Genomic DNA, 14,458 nt, shown 5'->3' with positions numbered 1-14,458 from the left:
GAAATTCAGGACGCGCGCAGCCTGCGGATGAGCACGAGCAGCAGGGGCGCGCCGACGGCGGCGGTGACGATGCCGAGCGGCAGCTCGCGCGGCGCGAACACGGTGCGCGCGGCCACATCGGCGATCACCAGGAACAGCGCCCCGAGCAATGCGCTCACCACCAGCAGCTGCCGGTGCGTACCCCCGACGCACAGCCGCGCGACATGCGGCACGATCAGCCCGACGAAGCCGATCGCCCCCGCGACAGCCACCACGGAACCGACCGCCAGCGCCACGATCAGCAGCGCCCACAACCGCACCCGCTGCGGGGCGACGCCGAGCGTGCGCGCGGTGTCCTCGCCCGCGGCCAGCGCGTCCAGGCGCGGGGCCATGAGCAGCACCGCGAGGCAGGCCGCCGCCACGACGGCCGCGGTGGTCGCCACCGAGGCCCAGCCCGCCGAGGCCAGCGAGCCGAGCAGCCAGAACAGCACGGTCCGGGCGGCTTCGGGCCGGTCGGAGGCGAAGACCAGGAAGCTGGTGGCCGCGGCGAAGATGTAGCCGATGGTCACCCCGGCCAGCAGCAGCCGCAGCGAGGTGAGCTGCCCGTTCATCCGGGCGATCACGAACAGCAGCACGGTCGCGGCCAGCGCGCCGGCGAACGCGCTGGCCGCCAGCGCCGCCGTCGTGGTCGCCGCGGTGACACCGAACAGCAGATACACCGCCGCCCCGGTGGACGCGCCCGAGGTGACGCCGAGAATGTGCGGGTCGGCCAGCACATTGCGCACCACGGTCTGCAACACCGCGCCGCTGACCGCCAGCGCGGCCCCGACCAGCGCGCCGAGCAGCACCCGGGGCACCCGCACCAGCCAGACGATGGAGTCCTGCGCGGTGCTCCAGTCGGCGGTGTCGGGGAGGCCGACGGTGTGCCCGCCGATGATCCGCAGCACCGTCATGGGCGGGACCGTCACCGGCCCGAGCCCGGCGGCCAGCACGACCGCGAGGCCCAGCGCGGCGGTGAGTCCGCCGATCCACCAGCGGGTGCGGCCACGGTGGCCCGCGTGGTCGAGGTCGTCGACGCCGGGGTCGTCGAGCAGCGTCGTGGTCATCGGGCGGTGGCCTTTCGGTCGGCGGGTTCGGCTCGCTGCTCCGGTTCGGCGGCGGGGCCGAACAGCAGTTGCACGGCACCGAACGCGCTGGTCCGGCGCACGGTGATGCCGTAGACGGGTTCGAGAACGCGCGGCGTGAGCACCTCCTCGACCGGTCCCGCCGCGACGATGCGACCTCCGTCGAGCAGCACCAGCCGGTCGCAGTAGCGCGCGGCGAGATTGAGTTCGTGCAGCACGACGATGGTCGTGGTGGTGGCGAGTTCGCGGACCAGGCCGAGCAATTCGTGCTGGTAGCGGATGTCGAGGTGGTTGGTCGGTTCGTCGAGCAGCAGGTGGTCGGCCTGCTGGGCCAGTGCCCTGGCGATGAGCACGCGCTGGCGTTCGCCGCCGGACAGGGTGGCGTAGGCGCGGTCGGCCAGCGCGCGGGCACCCACCCGTTCGAGGGCGGCCGCGGCGGCGATCCGGTCGGCCCGCGAATAGCCCTGGAACGCGCCGACCCACGGCGAGCGGCCGAGCAGCACGGTCTCGGCCACCGTCACCGGCGTATCGGGCGGGGATTCCTGGGCGACCACGGCCAGCCGCGCGGCCAGTTCGCGCCCGCGCAGGGCCTCCACCGGCGTCTCGTCGATCACCACCGTCCCGCCCGCGGGCCGCAGCGCGCGGTACATCAGCCGCAGCAGTGTCGACTTGCCCGACCCGTTGGGCCCGATCAGCCCGACGGTCTCGCCGCGTTCGGTGTGGAAGGTGATGTCGTCGAGGGTGATTCGCCCGTCGTAGGAGAAGCGGAGCTGGTCGACGGTGATCATGACGGAGGACTCCCGGGGAGGACGGCGGGGTGCGCCGGGTGGGCGGCGTGGTCGACGGGATGCGGGCGCGAGGTGGGGCGCGCTGCCGGTCGCCACGAGTGGTGGATGCCGGTCGCGCAGGCGAACTCGGCGCAGATCGCCTGGGCTCCGGCGAGTTTCGCGCGGTAGTGCGGGTCGTCCTCGGCGAGCAGGATGCCGGTCGTTGTCCCGCTGTGGGCCACGACCACGCCGAGACCACCCAGCGCGCGGGTCGCCGTGATCGTGGACTCGAGGTGCGGCCGCGTCCGCGTACACAGCATCGCGCTGCGCGTCGACACGGCACCGACGGTGGCGAGGTCACCGCGGGCGACGGCGGTGCTCAACTCGGCCAGCAGCGCACTGTACTCACGCTTGGTCGCAGCGCTGAAACACGGTTCGCTGCGGTTGAATTCGACGGTGTCGACCAGCCCGCCCTCGTCCCCGGTGACGATGGTGAGCGCGGGCAGGGTCCCCAGCCGGGCGAGCAACCGCACCTCGCGGTGGCAGTAGGCGACCGTGCCCGGATACATCACGCCGTCGGACGGCTCGATGGCCCGCAGATCGGCTTCGATCTCGGCGACCGGCAGCGGCCTGCGTTCGGCGTCGGCGACCGCGCGGGCGGTGGCGACCAGATCGGCGGTGGAACTGGCCAGCCCCTTGCCCTCGGGCAGGTCGCCGCGCAGGGTCAGCCGTCCACCGCGCAGGACGCGCGAACGAGCGACCATCGTCTTCGCCAGCCGCAGGGCCTTGGACTTGTGCGGCGGGGCGACGCTGACCGGCTCGGGCCCCGGCTCGAACACGGCGATCGACCCACCCCGGATGGGCAGTGTGACGAGAAAGTGCCGGTCGTGCTCGGTGACGCCCTGGAGCAGCTCACCGCAGCTACCGACCGCCCTTCCGGTCCCGGTGCGCGGTGGGTGGATCACCGTCATCGCGCGACCGACCCGGCGCTGGACCGGATCGCCACCGCGGCGCCCCGCTGGTCGGCGGGATGGGAGGTGGCGTCAGGTGTGGAATCCGGCCCGGGTGCCGTGGGGTGCGGAGCAGTCATCGGGGTGCTGACCTTTCGGAGGGGGCCGTGGAGTGCGAAGTGTCCGGGGACGGGGGAGACTCGGCGGCGGGCAACAGGTTTCGTCGATGCAGGGCGAGAACGGCGAGGGCCGAGGCCATTCCGGCGCCCGCGCACAGCAGGGCGGGCGGCCAGCTCAGCGCGCCACCGGTGCGGTCGAGGACAGCGCCGGTGAGGGCGGTACCCGCGACCGTGCACAGGCCCGAGGCCAGGTAGAACGCGCCGAAGTAGGTGCCGGTGAGCCGGTCGTCGGCGAAGCGGCCGATCGCCTCGTTGACGAAGGGCTGGGCCGCGGTCACGCCAAGGGCGAGCACGATGGCGGCCAGCACCACCGGCGCGACCCGGATCGCGGTGCCCGCGAGCCCGTCTCCCACGGTGCCGACCAGCCCGGTGCAGGCGGGCGGGATGAGAAAGGCCACGCCGATGACGGCCATGCCCGCAGCCATCGCCGGACCACGCCGCGGCGAGCGCGCCAGTACCGCGGTGACCCGCACCTGCAAGGCCACCACCGCGATCGTCTCCACCACGAACAAGGTGGCCACCGCCGCGGGCCCGTGCCCGGGCGCGGCACTGTCCTGGGCTTGCAGGGTGAACAGGAAATAGATCTGGCTCTGCAACGCGAACATCGGCATCAGCGCCAGCGCGAACGCCCAGAACCGGCGATCGGTGAACACCGTCGCGAAATCGGCGCCGAGCCCGGCGGTGGGGGTGGGCACCGGACGCACCGGCAGCAGCGCCCACTGCAGCACCGCGAGCACCGCGAAGATCGCCGCGGCCACCACCGCGCTCATCCGGAAACCCGCCGCGATCAGCACCGTGCCCACCACGGGCCCGATCGCGGCACCGGCATTGCCGAACACGGCGAACAGCGCGAACGCCTGGGCCGAGCGGGTGCCGCTGTCACGGGCGATGAGCGCGCGCACGGCCGGATTGAACAGGGCCCCCGCGAAACCGGTCAGCACCGCGGCGGCCAGCACCACCGGCAGCGAGCCGCCGACCGCGAACAGCGCGAAGCCGATCGCGCGGATGGCCAGCCCCGCGGTGATCACCCCGCGCGCACCGAGCCGGTCGGCCGCCGAACCGCCGACCAGGAACAATCCCTGCTGACTCAGATTGCGCACGCCGAGCACGATGCCGACCACGGCCGCCGAGAGGGCCAGGTCGTCGAGCAGATAGTCGGCCAGGAACGGAACCAGCAGGTAGAAGCCGATATGGCCGACGAGATGGTTCATCAACAGCAGCCGCACAGCCCACGGCAGCGCGGCGAATTCCCTCACGCGCGCACCCCGGCCGGATCGCGGACCAGCGTGCACCGGCCCCAGCCGCGCACCTCGTGGTCGGGTGTGGCGACGGTCGCCGGTTCGGTGGCGGCCGGGGCGAACAGGCCGTTGGCCCGGCACCAGGTGTCGTCGTAGATCGTGCGCAGGTAGCGGTGCGGCCCGTCGGGGAACACCGTGAGCACCCGGCTGCCGGGCGCGCGCTCGGCCGCCCAGCCCGCCACCAGCGCGGCCGCACCGGTGCTCCAGCCGCCCGCGAGCCCGGTGGCCGCCGCCAGCCGACGGCACGAGGCCACCGCTTCGGCCGCGCCCACCCAGTGCACCTCGTCGAAATCGGGATAGGCCACATTGCGCGGCAGGATGCTGCTGCCGAGCCCGCGCATGAGCCTGCGCCGGTCGGGCTGGCCGAAGATCCGCGAGCCGACCGCGTCCACCCCGATCACCCGCAGCGCGGGCCAGCGGGTGCGCAGGACGCGGGTGAGCCCGGCGCAGTGGCCGCCCGACCCGATCGAGGCGACCAGCACATCGACCTGCTCGACCTGGGCCAGGATCTCCTCACCCATCGCGCGATAGCCGCCCGCGTTGTCGGGATTGTCGTACTGGTCGGGCCAGTATGCCCCCGGCATCGCGGCCCGCAGCTCGGCCAGCCGATCCAGCCGGGCCTGCTGCCAGCCGCCCACGGGGTGCTGTTCGGTGACCACCTCCAGCCGCACGCCGTAGGCGCAGAACAGCGCGCGCAGATCGGGTTCCAGTTCATCGTCGACCACCAGCACCACCGGATGTCCGAGCGCCTTACCTGCCAGCACGAGTCCCATGCCCAAGGTGCCACTGGTGGATTCGATGATGGGCGCGCCCGGGGCCAGATCACCGCGGGCCGCGGCGGCACGCAGCATCGAGACGGCGGCGCGCGCCTTCATCCCGGCGATGCTCGCCGACTCCAATTTGGCTGTGTACCAGTTCGTTCCGGCCGGTACCCGGACGACCGGCGTCCGGCCGATGAGCTCGAGCAGGGCGGGTTGGGGCGCGGTCATCGCCGCTCCCGATAGGTGAGGATGGTGCTGGGTCCGCCGTCGAGGGAGAAGAACGGATACGGCTCCGCCGAGACCGCGTGCACCCCGCGGCCGAGGAACCACGGCAGCACGCCGCTGCCGGTCTGTGCGAACAGAACCAGCGGCAGCCCGCGTGCGAGCGCCACGGCCCGCAACTCGTCGAAACTGCCGTTACCCAGCGACATTCCGGTGACGAGCAGCGCGTCGTAATCGTCCGGCGCGGCCGCGACCGACTCGAACACCGGCTCACCCCACTCGGTGACCCCGCCCGCCAGATCGCACGGCAGATACCCGATCGACCGGTCCCGCAACTCGGCCAGCAGCGACCCGACCACCCCGACCACCAGCACCCGGCGGACATCGCCGGGCAGCAGATCGACCACGGCCTCGGCCCGGCGGCGCGATTTGGTCAGCGAGGTCGGTCCCTCGATCACCACCGGCGTCCCCTCGATCCCGGCGGCGCGCGGATGGGGACAACTGTGCAGGAGATAGGCGTCGAGCGCGGCGATACGGACCGGTGGCGACGGGTGGTCGAGCAGCTCGGCCACGGTGGCCGCGACACAGTCGTCGACGAGTTCGCCGGTGGCCGAACCTGGTTCGACACCACACGATCCGACGGCGGCCCCGACCCGGATGCTGAGCACCTCGTTGCGGTAGCCGCCGGTGCGGCCCGGGTGGCGGGTGCCGTAGCTGGTGCGGAACGCGGTCGAGGCGCGCAGGGTGGCCGGGTCGGGCCCGAGCAGGCCGTCGCGGGCGGCGGCGAGCAGGTCGTCCACCGAGGACGGGCGCAGGGTGGAGTCGATCACGCGGCACCACCGTCGAGCTCGAACCGGACGTCGTCGATCAGTGCGCGCGCGAGATCGCCTGCGGTGCCGGAGTTCTCGTCGGTGACCAGCACATGGCCGAGATAGCTGTTGTTGTCCGTCGCGGGGCGCACCACGGTGCCGGGGTCGGCGAGGCGATGCTCCACGATCCGCGGGTCGTCGGCCCAGCTCTCCGTGCCGTCGATCCGGGTCAGGGTGCCCGCGCGGTCGGGCACGGCGAATGCCACTGCCGCACTGGCGATACCGGTCTCGCGCGGTGTGAGATCGGGGACGGCGCCCGTCACCACCTGGGCTTGGACAGCGGTGAGATCGATGCCGGTGACCCGGCGCACCAGTTCGGTGATCCGATTGCCACCCGGGCGGGGGTTCACCTCGATCAGCCGTGGGCCGCGCGCGCCGAGCCGGATCTCGGTGTGCGCCACCGTCGCGTCGAGACCGAGCGCCTCGACCGCCGCCACCGCCAGATCGGTGATCGCCGTGGTGTCGGCGGGGGAGAGGGCGGCCGGGAACATGTGCCCGCACTCGATGAAGGCCGGCGCGCCGGTGAGCTGCTTGTCGGTCACCCCGATCACGGTGGTCCGGCCACCGGCGGTCACCGTCTCCACACTGAATTCCGGGCCGTCCACGCACTCTTCGAGCAGGATCTGCGGTACTCGCCGCTGGCCGCGCGCGTTCACGCCGAAGGCGGCGATCCGGTCCACCGCGGCACGCAACTCGTCGTCGTCGGCGACCAGGGTGACGAACATCCCGCCACACAGGTCGACCGGCTTCACCACCAGTGGATAGCCGATTTCCTTTGCGGCGAGGGCGATCTCGTCCCATTCCCGCGCGATGGCGAAGTCCGGGCCCGCCACCCCCGCGGCCCGGGTCACCTCCCTGGTCCGGTCCTTGGCGCAGGCGTCGGCGACCGCCGCGCGGCCCGGACCGGGCAGACCCAGATCCGCGGCGATGGCGGCGACCGTCGGCAGGTAGTAGTCGCAGGAGGTGAGCACGCCGTCGAAACCGAAGACGCCGTGCAGATCCCGCACGAACGGCAGCAGCGCCGCCTCGTCGTTGGTCTCGGCCGTGAACACGTTCTCCGCGCTCAGCAGGGGGTGCGGATGGGTGGTCGCGGTGCGCAGATAGTGCCCGAGATCCCTGGTCAGAAAGCTGAACCGGTGTCCGCTGTCGGCGATGCCCGCCGGGAGCAGGCTGCTCATCGAGCCGACCCAGCTCTCCACCATCAGTAGATGTCCCACGTGTCCTCCAAGCCCTCCATCAAGGTGTAAATGATAACCATTATCGTTAATATGTCGATAGTCGAGCATCCGTTCGACCGGAACCTGATGAGGAAAACGCATGTTGTTGAGGAAAATCGTTGTGCCCATGGCTCTTTCACTGGCGGCGCTGACTGTCACGGCCGGGACCGGTCAGGCGCAGGCCCCCGAGCAGCCGGTCTCGTTCACCGCGCACGCCACCGACACCGCCTCGATCATCGAGATCGAGCACGGCGACCTGGTCGTGGCAGACGGCGCCCTCCAGGTCCGTGACCGCGCCGGCATGGTGGTGGCGGCCACCCCGCTGACCTTCACCCTCGACGACTTCCAGTTCCCGATCGCGGCCGAGATCAGCGGCGGCAAGGCCACCCTGACCCCCGAGCTGGACATGGCCAAGGCCGTCTACAAGCCGGTCGCGCTGCCGTTCGAGGACAAGGCGCCGTGGAAATCCGAATACGACCGCGAGCAGGCCGCCTGGTCGCGGATGACCAGCACCATCAGCCTCGGCGCCGCCATCGGCACCCTCGTCGGCGGCCTCGGCGGCGCGGCGGTGGGCTGTGTGCTCGGCGGGATCGCCGGGGCCACCATCGCCTCGGCCACCATCGTGGGCCTGTTCGGCCCGTTCATCCCCGCCGCCGCGGTCGGCTGTATCGGCGGCGTGCTTGCCATGGGTTCGCTGGGCGCGGTCGCCGGCCAGATCTTCATCACCGCGCCGGTGGCGGTCGGTGCGGCCATCCAGTACTTCACCACGATCAACCAGCCCTTCACCGCTCCGGCGAAGTAGGCGGCCGGTCCCGCGGCGGGGTCCGTCGCGGGACTGAGGGAATGCTGTGGAATCTCGTTACCGCCGCGAAGGGCCGCCCCGGCGGATTACGCTGCGGCCATGAGCTCTGCGGTCCATGGATTCACCGATGACGCACTGGGCACGCTCGACGCCGTCGGGGTGGCCAGGGCCTTGCGGGCGGGCGAGGTGACGCGCACGGAGGTGATCGCGGCGGCCGTGGCCCGCACCGAGCGGGTCGATCCGAGTCTGGACGCCGTCCAGGTGCGGTGTTTCGAGCGGGCCGCCGCGTCACCGGAGACCGCGGGCGTCTTCGCCGGGGTCCCGGCCTTCGTCAAGGACAACACCGATATCGCCGGGCTGCCCAGCTGCCACGGGTCGGCGGCGTTCACCCCGCACCCCGCCACCGCCACCGGGGGACCGGGCGCGCAGTTCCTGCATTCGGGCGTGGTGGTGCTGGGCAAGTCGACGCTGCCGGAGTTCGGTCTCACCGCCAGCACCGAGTTCATCGGCCGGGCGCCGACCCGCAATCCGTGGAATCCGGAGTACTCGGCGGGCGCGTCCTCGGGCGGGTCGGCGGCGCTGGTCGCGGCCGGTGTGGTGCCGATCGCGCACGCCAACGACGGCGGCGGCTCGATCCGCATCCCGGCCGCGGCCAACGGCCTGGTCGGGCTGAAGACCACCCGCAACCGGCTGCTGGACCAGCCCGGTGCGCGCAGCCTGCCGGTGCAGCTGGTCACCGAGGGCGTGCTCACCCGCTCGGTCCGCGACACCGCGCACTACCTGGCCGCGGTCGAGCAGTTCGCGCCGAATCCGAAGCTGCCGCCGGTCGGGCTGGTCGAGGGGCCCACCGCGCGCCGCCTGCGCATCGGCCTGATCACCGCCGATGTGCTGGGCCGCCCGGTCCACCCCGACAACGCCGCGGTGCTGGATTCGGCGGCGGCCGTGCTCACCGGACTCGGCCACGAGATCGTCGAGATGCGCCTGGACGTGGACCCACGCTTCGTCGAGGACTTCAAGCAGTACTGGGCGGTGATGGCCGCGGCCATGACGCTGTCGTTCCGGATCGGGCACCGCGGCTATTTCGACGCGGGCAAACTCGATCCGTTCACCAAGGGCCTGATCGGCCTGGTCAAGCGCAATCCGTTCGCCACCGCGGCGGCCACCTGGCGGCTGCGCTCGGGCACGGCCACCTACGACCGGCATTTCGCCGATGTCGACGTGCTGTTGACCCCGGTGCTCTCGCATCCGGCGCCGCGGATCGGCGAGCTGGCCCCCGGGCAGCCCTTCGAGGAACTGTTCACCAAGCTGGTCGACTACGTCGGGTTCACCCCGCTCAACAATGTCGGCGGTGGGCCGGGCATCTCGGTGCCGCACGGCCTGCTGCCCGTGGGTCTGCCGGGTTCGGTCCAGCTCGCCGCCCGCCGCGGCGACGAGCGGACCCTGCTCGACCTGGCCTATCAGCTGGAGGCGACGAGCCCTTTCCCCAGGATCGTCGACCGTCCGGCCGCCGCCGGCGCCGCCTGATCAGTTCGGCCGCGCCGCCACATTGATCGGGCGCAGCCGTCCGGGGCTGGCGGTCCCGGCCTCGAAGGCCCAGTGCTCCCCGGTCCAGCCGGGGTGGTCGAGCCGCCAGCGCTCGACCAGGCGCGCGTCCTCGAGCGAGGTGACGACGCCCGCCGAGCCGGTGTACTGCAACCGCTCGTACTTGTGACGGGTGATGGTGTCGACCGAGTCGACGGTGGCAAGCGAGGACATGGACCCTCCGGGGATCGCGAGGAACGGTGAGGTGTGTGACGAGAGCGCTCCCCGGACCGCTGGTCCGGGTGGCCGCGGTGGCGCGTCACCGCTCGAACCCGAGTATGCCGCGCACCGTCTCGACACGGTGGTCTTTTTGAAAATCCTGTTCTTCCGATTAACAGGTATTCGCCTGGGCATCGCGAAGATCGGCGAAAGGGTTACGCCTCACCAATTAGGGCGCACGCGTCCCGGCGTGACGACCTTTGCCAGCGCCTGCCTGACCTGCGAAAGCGTGTTCGCGCCGAGCGTTTCGCCCCAGCCGCGGGTGAATTCGGCGAGCGCGGCGTCGGCGGCCCTGGTGCACGCCCAGCCGCGTTCGGTCAGCGTGATCAGCCGGGCGCGCGCGTCGTCGGGATGGGGATTGCGGTCGGCGTAGCCCTTGGTCACGAGCTCCTCGACCAGCTGACTGGCCGCCTGCTTGGTGACGCCCAGATGCTCGGCGATCTCACCCACCGTCGCCCCGTCGGGCGCCATCCGCACGAAGGCGAAACCGTGCGCGGGGCGGATGTCGGGGAAGCCCGCGGCGGCGACACCGTCCTGCACCGCCCGGCTCACTTCGGCCGCCGCGGCGAGCAGCAGCAGCGGAAGGTCGCCGGTGGGCGGCGGATTCGTCGGCACGACAGCCATTGTGGCACTTGACAGGATAGTCAACCAGGTTGACCATATAGGCAAGTTGCTTGACTGATAGGAGAGATTCATGCCCGTCGTCCGCGCCGCCGACGCCCCCGTCCACGAGATCCACAACGCCCGCTTCACCTCGCTCATCCGCCCCGGCGTCGGCAGTGCCGAGCTGTGCGTCTGGCAGACCGAGGTCGCGCCCGGCTCCACCGGCGTGCCGCATCGCATCCTCGGCGAGGAAGCCTTCGTGTTGCTGTCGGGGGAGGTGACGCTGACCGTCGACGGCGAATCCGCCGACCTGCGTCCCGGCGACGCCGCCGTCGCCCCGGCGGGCGCGACCATCGCCCTCACCAACGCGTGCGCGGTGCCCGCGGCGCTGCTCGTCACCGTGCGGGCGGGGTTCGCTGCCGAGTTGCCCGATGGCTCGACCTTCACCCCGCCCTGGGCATCCTGAGCCGTCAACAGCCCTGTTTCGTGCCTTGAACTTGAAAGTTCGGTGACCCGAACAATATAATTCCGGAATGAGGGTTGGGTTTCACTGTGCGCCGGGCCGCCGGGCGCTGTCGGCAGTAGTTCTGAGTGTCCTGGCGATCGCGCTCACCGCCTGTGGTGGGGTGGGCGCCGAGGACGACGGCAAGAAGGTCGTCCTCACGACCTTCACCGTGCTGGCCGACATGGCCCGCAATGTCGCGGGCGACCATCTGCGGGTGGAGTCGATCACCAAGGTCGGGGCCGAGATCCATGGCTACGAACCCACCCCGGGCGACATCAAGAAGGCCGCCAAGGCCGACCTCATCCTGGACAACGGCCTGAACCTGGAGGCCTGGTTCGCCCAGTTCGTCGCCGACCTGGACGTGCCGCACGCGGTGGTCAGCGAGGGCGTCACCCCGATGGACATCGGCGAGGACGCCTACCGCGGCAAGCCCAACCCGCACGCCTGGATGTCACCGGTGAACGCGCAGATCTACGTCGACAACATGGTCCGCGCCTTCACCGACCTCGACCCGGACAACGCCGCCGCCTACCGCGCCAACGGTGACGCCTACAAGGCCGAACTCGGCGCCGTCCGCGACGACCTGACCGCCGCGGTGAACACCCTGCCCGCCGACCACCGCGCCCTGGTGACCTGCGAGGGCGCGTTCTCCTACCTGGCCCGCGACGCCGGGCTCACCGAGAAGTACATCTGGCCGGTCAACGCCGAACAGCAGGCCACCCCGCAGCAGATCGGCTCGGCCATCGACTTCGTGCGCCAGCGCGGGGTGCCCGCGGTGTTCTGCGAGTCGACGGTGTCCGACGCGCCCATGCAGCGTGTCGTCGAGGCCACCGGCGCCCGCTTCGGTGGCACCCTGTACGTCGACTCGCTCTCCGAGCCCGACGGCCCCGTCCCCACCTACCTGCAGCTCATCCGCCACGACGCGACCACCATCGCGACCGCCCTGTCCGGAGTGCCCAAGTGACCGCACCGGTTGTCGAGATCCAGGACGTGACAGTTCATTACGCAGACGTGCTCGCCCTCGACAATGTCGAGCTGACCTTGAAGTCGGGCCGCGTCTGCGGGCTGATCGGCATGAACGGCTCGGGCAAGTCGACCCTGTTCAAGACCATCATGGGCCTGGTCACCCCCGATCGCGGCCGGGTGCTGATCAACGGTCGCGCGCCCGCCGCCGCCCGCAAGGCTGGCACCCTCGGCTACGTCCCGCAATCCGAGGACGTGGACTGGAGCTTCCCGCTCTCGGTGCGCGATGTCGTGATGACCGGCCGCTACGGGAAGATGGGCTTCACCCGGCGCGCGAGCAGGGCCGACCGCGCCGCCGTCGCCGACGCGCTGGCCCGCGTCGACCTCACCGACCTGGCCGACCGCCAGATCGGGCAGCTCTCCGGCGGGCAGAAGAAGCGGGCGTTCGTGGCCCGCGGCATCGCCCAGGAAGCCACCATCCTGCTGCTCGACGAGCCGTTCGCCGGGGTCGACAAGCGGTCCGAGGCCACCATCACCGCGCTGCTGCGCGAGCTGGCCGCCGACGGCGCGACCATCCTCGTCTCCACCCACGACCTGCACGCGCTGCCCGCCCTGGCCGACGAGGCCGTGCTGCTCAACCGCCGGGTGCTCGAACACGGCGACCCGGATGTGGTGCTGCGCCCGGAGAACCTGGCCAAGGCCTTCGGCCTCGATGTGGACGCGTGAGGAAATCCTGATGAGTCTCGAAGAATTCTTCGTCGAACCGCTGCGCTACGAATTCATGGTGCGCGCGCTGGCGACCACGGTCACCGCGGCGCTGGTGTGCGCGGTGCTGTCGTGCTGGCTGGTGCTGATCGGCTGGTCGCTGATGGGCGACGCCGTCTCCCACGCCGTGCTGCCCGGTGTAGTGCTTGCCTACATCGTCGGCTGGCCGTTCGCGGTGGGGGCGGTGGTCTTCGGTTTCCTCGCCGTCGCGCTGATCGGCGTCGTGCGCGACACCAGCCGGGTCAAGGAGGACGCCGCCATCGGCATCGTGTTCACCACGCTGTTCGCCTTCGGCCTGGTCCTGGTCTCGGTGACCCCGAGCCAAACCGACCTCAACCACATCGTTTTCGGCAATCTGCTCGGCGTGAGCCGGGGCGAGATGGTCCAGATCATGATCCTGGCCGCCATCGTCCTCACGGCGCTGGTTCTCAAGCGTCGCGACTTCACCCTCTACGCCTTCGACGCCACCCACGCCCACGCCATCGGCCTGAACCCCCGCGTCCTCGGCACCGCCCTGCTGGCCCTGCTGGCCCTCACCTCGGTCGTCGCCCTGCAGGCCGTCGGCGTCGTGCTGGTCGTCGCCATGCTGATCATCCCCGGCGCCACCGCCTACCTGCTCACCGACCGCTTCTCCCGCATGCTGCTCATCGCCCCCACCATCTCGGTCCTCTGCGCCGTCACCGGCCTCTACCTCAGCTACCACCTCGACACCGCCGCCGGCGGCATGGTCGTGGTCACCCAGGGCGTGGCCTTCACCCTCGTCTACCTCTTCGCCCCCCGCCACGGCATCATCGGCCGCCGCCTCACCACCGCCCGCGCCCGCGCGGCGACGGCCGCCGAGGTGTAGGTCACCTGTCGGTCGGTGCTGCGATGATCGGGCGCATGGATGTGACCGGGGACGATGTTCGTGCCGTAGCTCTCGCGCTGCCCGAGGTCGGTGAGCATTTCGCCTGGGGGATGCCGATTTTCAAGGTCGCGGGGAGGCTGTTTCTCACGTTGCCGGAGGAGGAGAGCTCGATGGCGGTGCGGTGTCCGATCATCGATCGTGACGAGCTGGTGGCGGCCGAGCCGGAGAAGTTCTGGATCGCGGCGCACGAGGCGAACAATGCGTGGGTGCGGGTGCGGCTGGCTGCCCTCGACGACCGCGACGAGCTCGCCGCCATCGTCACCGATTCCTGGCGGCAAGCCGCGCCCCGCGCCCTGGTCGCCGACCAGGAGGGCGGTTAGACCGGGGTGATGGTGGCCTCGATGGTCTGGATCGAGTCGGTCGGGATGACGAAGGTCTCGACGATCTCGACGGTGGTCAGGCGCACGCCCGCGACACCGGTGTCGAGCAGGTAGCGGGTGGTGACGGTGTCCCCGGCTTCGGACATGGTCAGCTCGCGGATGCCCTGGATGACGCGGTACTGCGGGCCGTGCTCGAGATCGTGGGCCAGCTGCGGGCCGGAGTAGCCGGTCTGGAATCCGGCTTCGACGCGGGTCGCGTCGGGGGCGAAGGGGACGGCGCTCGCGTCGTGGGAGACCAGGGCGTCGAGGTAGCTGCGGGCGATGGCCTGGCGTGGGGTGTCGGCCGGATCCGCTTGCGCCGCAGCGCTTGCCGTGCCGAGGGTGAGCAGCACGGCGGCCAGGGCTGAAACGTGGGTGATTCGCATGC

Annotated in this window: 17 protein-coding genes; 7 read left to right on the top strand and 10 right to left on the bottom strand. The window is 71.3% G+C overall.

The features are described 5' to 3' along the window. Positions 1–5: 5 nt before the first annotated feature. The 7 genes from ACFC06_RS26535 to ACFC06_RS26505 form a co-directional block, all read right to left on the bottom strand. Positions 6–1,085 carry a FecCD family ABC transporter permease gene (locus tag ACFC06_RS26535; RefSeq protein ID WP_375937227.1) on the bottom strand — a complete coding sequence of 360 codons (1,080 nt, stop codon included), beginning with the start codon at positions 1,083–1,085 and terminating at the stop codon, positions 6–8. Beyond that, the gene (locus tag ACFC06_RS26530; RefSeq protein WP_375937224.1) at positions 1,082–1,891 is read right to left on the bottom strand and encodes an ABC transporter ATP-binding protein; all 810 of its coding nucleotides are present in this window, start codon (positions 1,889–1,891) and stop codon (positions 1,082–1,084) included. Before ACFC06_RS26530 ends, ACFC06_RS26535 begins: the two co-directional genes overlap by 4 nt. Continuing rightward, the gene (locus ACFC06_RS26525) at positions 1,888–2,841 is read right to left on the bottom strand and encodes a hypothetical protein (protein ID WP_375937221.1); all 954 of its coding nucleotides are present in this window, start codon (positions 2,839–2,841) and stop codon (positions 1,888–1,890) included. The genes ACFC06_RS26530 and ACFC06_RS26525 overlap by 4 nt, the downstream gene beginning before the upstream one ends. A gap of 115 nt (positions 2,842–2,956) precedes the next feature. After that, positions 2,957–4,255, bottom strand: coding sequence for an MFS transporter (locus ACFC06_RS26520; RefSeq protein WP_375937218.1), 1,299 nt, complete (start codon positions 4,253–4,255; stop codon positions 2,957–2,959). Beyond that, the gene (locus ACFC06_RS26515) at positions 4,252–5,286 is read right to left on the bottom strand and encodes a PLP-dependent cysteine synthase family protein (protein ID WP_375937215.1); all 1,035 of its coding nucleotides are present in this window, start codon (positions 5,284–5,286) and stop codon (positions 4,252–4,254) included. Before ACFC06_RS26515 ends, ACFC06_RS26520 begins: the two co-directional genes overlap by 4 nt. After that, complete coding sequence (locus tag ACFC06_RS26510; RefSeq protein ID WP_375937212.1) at positions 5,283–6,110, bottom strand: hypothetical protein; 828 nt, start codon at positions 6,108–6,110, stop codon at positions 5,283–5,285. The genes ACFC06_RS26515 and ACFC06_RS26510 overlap by 4 nt, the downstream gene beginning before the upstream one ends. Next, the gene (locus ACFC06_RS26505) at positions 6,107–7,366 is read right to left on the bottom strand and encodes an ATP-grasp domain-containing protein (RefSeq protein ID WP_375937209.1); all 1,260 of its coding nucleotides are present in this window, start codon (positions 7,364–7,366) and stop codon (positions 6,107–6,109) included. Before ACFC06_RS26505 ends, ACFC06_RS26510 begins: the two co-directional genes overlap by 4 nt. A gap of 127 nt (positions 7,367–7,493) precedes the next feature. On the opposite strand from ACFC06_RS26505, the gene ACFC06_RS26500 reads away from it, so the two are divergent. Next, positions 7,494–8,168, top strand: a complete 675-nt coding sequence (locus ACFC06_RS26500; protein ID WP_375937206.1) for a hypothetical protein — start codon at positions 7,494–7,496, stop codon at positions 8,166–8,168. A 99-nt stretch (positions 8,169–8,267) separates the two neighbouring features. Next, complete coding sequence (locus tag ACFC06_RS26495) at positions 8,268–9,692, top strand: amidase (protein ID WP_375937203.1); 1,425 nt, start codon at positions 8,268–8,270, stop codon at positions 9,690–9,692. Here ACFC06_RS26495 and ACFC06_RS26490 read toward each other — a convergent pair whose 3' ends face one another. After that, positions 9,693–9,923, bottom strand: a complete 231-nt coding sequence (locus ACFC06_RS26490) for a hypothetical protein (RefSeq protein WP_375937200.1) — start codon at positions 9,921–9,923, stop codon at positions 9,693–9,695. 207 nt (positions 9,924–10,130) lie between these two features. Then, a complete protein-coding gene (locus tag ACFC06_RS26485) occupies positions 10,131–10,592 on the bottom strand; it encodes a MarR family winged helix-turn-helix transcriptional regulator (protein ID WP_375937197.1) in 462 nt (153 codons plus the stop codon). A gap of 70 nt (positions 10,593–10,662) precedes the next feature. Here ACFC06_RS26485 and ACFC06_RS26480 point away from each other — a divergent pair, with 70 nt between their 5' ends. The 5 genes from ACFC06_RS26480 (at position 10,663) to ACFC06_RS26460 (ending at position 14,031) form a co-directional block, all read left to right on the top strand. Then, positions 10,663–11,037, top strand: coding sequence for a cupin domain-containing protein (locus ACFC06_RS26480; RefSeq protein WP_375937194.1), 375 nt, complete (start codon positions 10,663–10,665; stop codon positions 11,035–11,037). A gap of 67 nt (positions 11,038–11,104) precedes the next feature. Continuing rightward, positions 11,105–12,040 carry a metal ABC transporter substrate-binding protein gene (locus ACFC06_RS26475; RefSeq protein WP_375937191.1) on the top strand — a complete coding sequence of 312 codons (936 nt, stop codon included), beginning with the start codon at positions 11,105–11,107 and terminating at the stop codon, positions 12,038–12,040. Next, complete coding sequence (locus tag ACFC06_RS26470; RefSeq protein WP_375937188.1) at positions 12,037–12,765, top strand: metal ABC transporter ATP-binding protein; 729 nt, start codon at positions 12,037–12,039, stop codon at positions 12,763–12,765. The genes ACFC06_RS26475 and ACFC06_RS26470 overlap by 4 nt, the downstream gene beginning before the upstream one ends. A 10-nt stretch (positions 12,766–12,775) precedes the next feature. Then, a complete protein-coding gene (locus ACFC06_RS26465) occupies positions 12,776–13,651 on the top strand; it encodes a metal ABC transporter permease (protein ID WP_375937185.1) in 876 nt (291 codons plus the stop codon). Between the two features lie 35 nt (positions 13,652–13,686). Then, positions 13,687–14,031, top strand: a complete 345-nt coding sequence (locus ACFC06_RS26460) for an MmcQ/YjbR family DNA-binding protein (RefSeq protein WP_375937183.1) — start codon at positions 13,687–13,689, stop codon at positions 14,029–14,031. Here ACFC06_RS26460 and ACFC06_RS26455 read toward each other — a convergent pair. Further along, positions 14,028–14,456 (bottom strand): hypothetical protein, encoded by a 429-nt coding sequence (locus ACFC06_RS26455; protein WP_375937180.1) that lies wholly within the window; start codon positions 14,454–14,456, stop codon positions 14,028–14,030. The two genes, ACFC06_RS26460 and ACFC06_RS26455, sit on opposite strands and share 4 nt — an antisense overlap. Between the last annotated feature and the right edge of the window lie 2 nt (positions 14,457–14,458).

This window comes from Nocardia sp. NPDC056064, assembly GCF_042266925.1.
In the GTDB taxonomy this organism is placed as follows: domain Bacteria; phylum Actinomycetota; class Actinomycetes; order Mycobacteriales; family Mycobacteriaceae; genus Nocardia.
This window is presented reverse-complemented; position numbering and strand designations above follow the sequence as displayed.

What these genes read in the sequence shown, in the direction of transcription:
- ACFC06_RS26535 (WP_375937227.1), bottom strand. Translation starts at nt 1,085, where the DNA reads ATGACCACGACGCTGCTCGACGACCCCGGCGTCGACGACCTCGACCAC.
- ACFC06_RS26495 (WP_375937203.1), top strand. Translation starts at nt 8,268, where the DNA reads ATGAGCTCTGCGGTCCATGGATTCACCGATGACGCACTGGGCACGCTC.
- ACFC06_RS26460 (WP_375937183.1), top strand. Translation starts at nt 13,687, where the DNA reads ATGGATGTGACCGGGGACGATGTTCGTGCCGTAGCTCTCGCGCTGCCC.
- ACFC06_RS26530 (WP_375937224.1), bottom strand. Translation starts at nt 1,891, where the DNA reads ATGATCACCGTCGACCAGCTCCGCTTCTCCTACGACGGGCGAATCACC.
- ACFC06_RS26515 (WP_375937215.1), bottom strand. Translation starts at nt 5,286, where the DNA reads ATGACCGCGCCCCAACCCGCCCTGCTCGAGCTCATCGGCCGGACGCCG.
- ACFC06_RS26465 (WP_375937185.1), top strand. Translation starts at nt 12,776, where the DNA reads ATGAGTCTCGAAGAATTCTTCGTCGAACCGCTGCGCTACGAATTCATG.
- ACFC06_RS26475 (WP_375937191.1), top strand. Translation starts at nt 11,105, where the DNA reads ATGAGGGTTGGGTTTCACTGTGCGCCGGGCCGCCGGGCGCTGTCGGCA.
- ACFC06_RS26480 (WP_375937194.1), top strand. Translation starts at nt 10,663, where the DNA reads ATGCCCGTCGTCCGCGCCGCCGACGCCCCCGTCCACGAGATCCACAAC.
- ACFC06_RS26525 (WP_375937221.1), bottom strand. Translation starts at nt 2,841, where the DNA reads ATGACGGTGATCCACCCACCGCGCACCGGGACCGGAAGGGCGGTCGGT.
- ACFC06_RS26490 (WP_375937200.1), bottom strand. Translation starts at nt 9,923, where the DNA reads ATGTCCTCGCTTGCCACCGTCGACTCGGTCGACACCATCACCCGTCAC.
- ACFC06_RS26485 (WP_375937197.1), bottom strand. Translation starts at nt 10,592, where the DNA reads ATGGCTGTCGTGCCGACGAATCCGCCGCCCACCGGCGACCTTCCGCTG.
- ACFC06_RS26455 (WP_375937180.1), bottom strand. Translation starts at nt 14,456, where the DNA reads ATGCGAATCACCCACGTTTCAGCCCTGGCCGCCGTGCTGCTCACCCTC.
- ACFC06_RS26500 (WP_375937206.1), top strand. Translation starts at nt 7,494, where the DNA reads ATGGCTCTTTCACTGGCGGCGCTGACTGTCACGGCCGGGACCGGTCAG.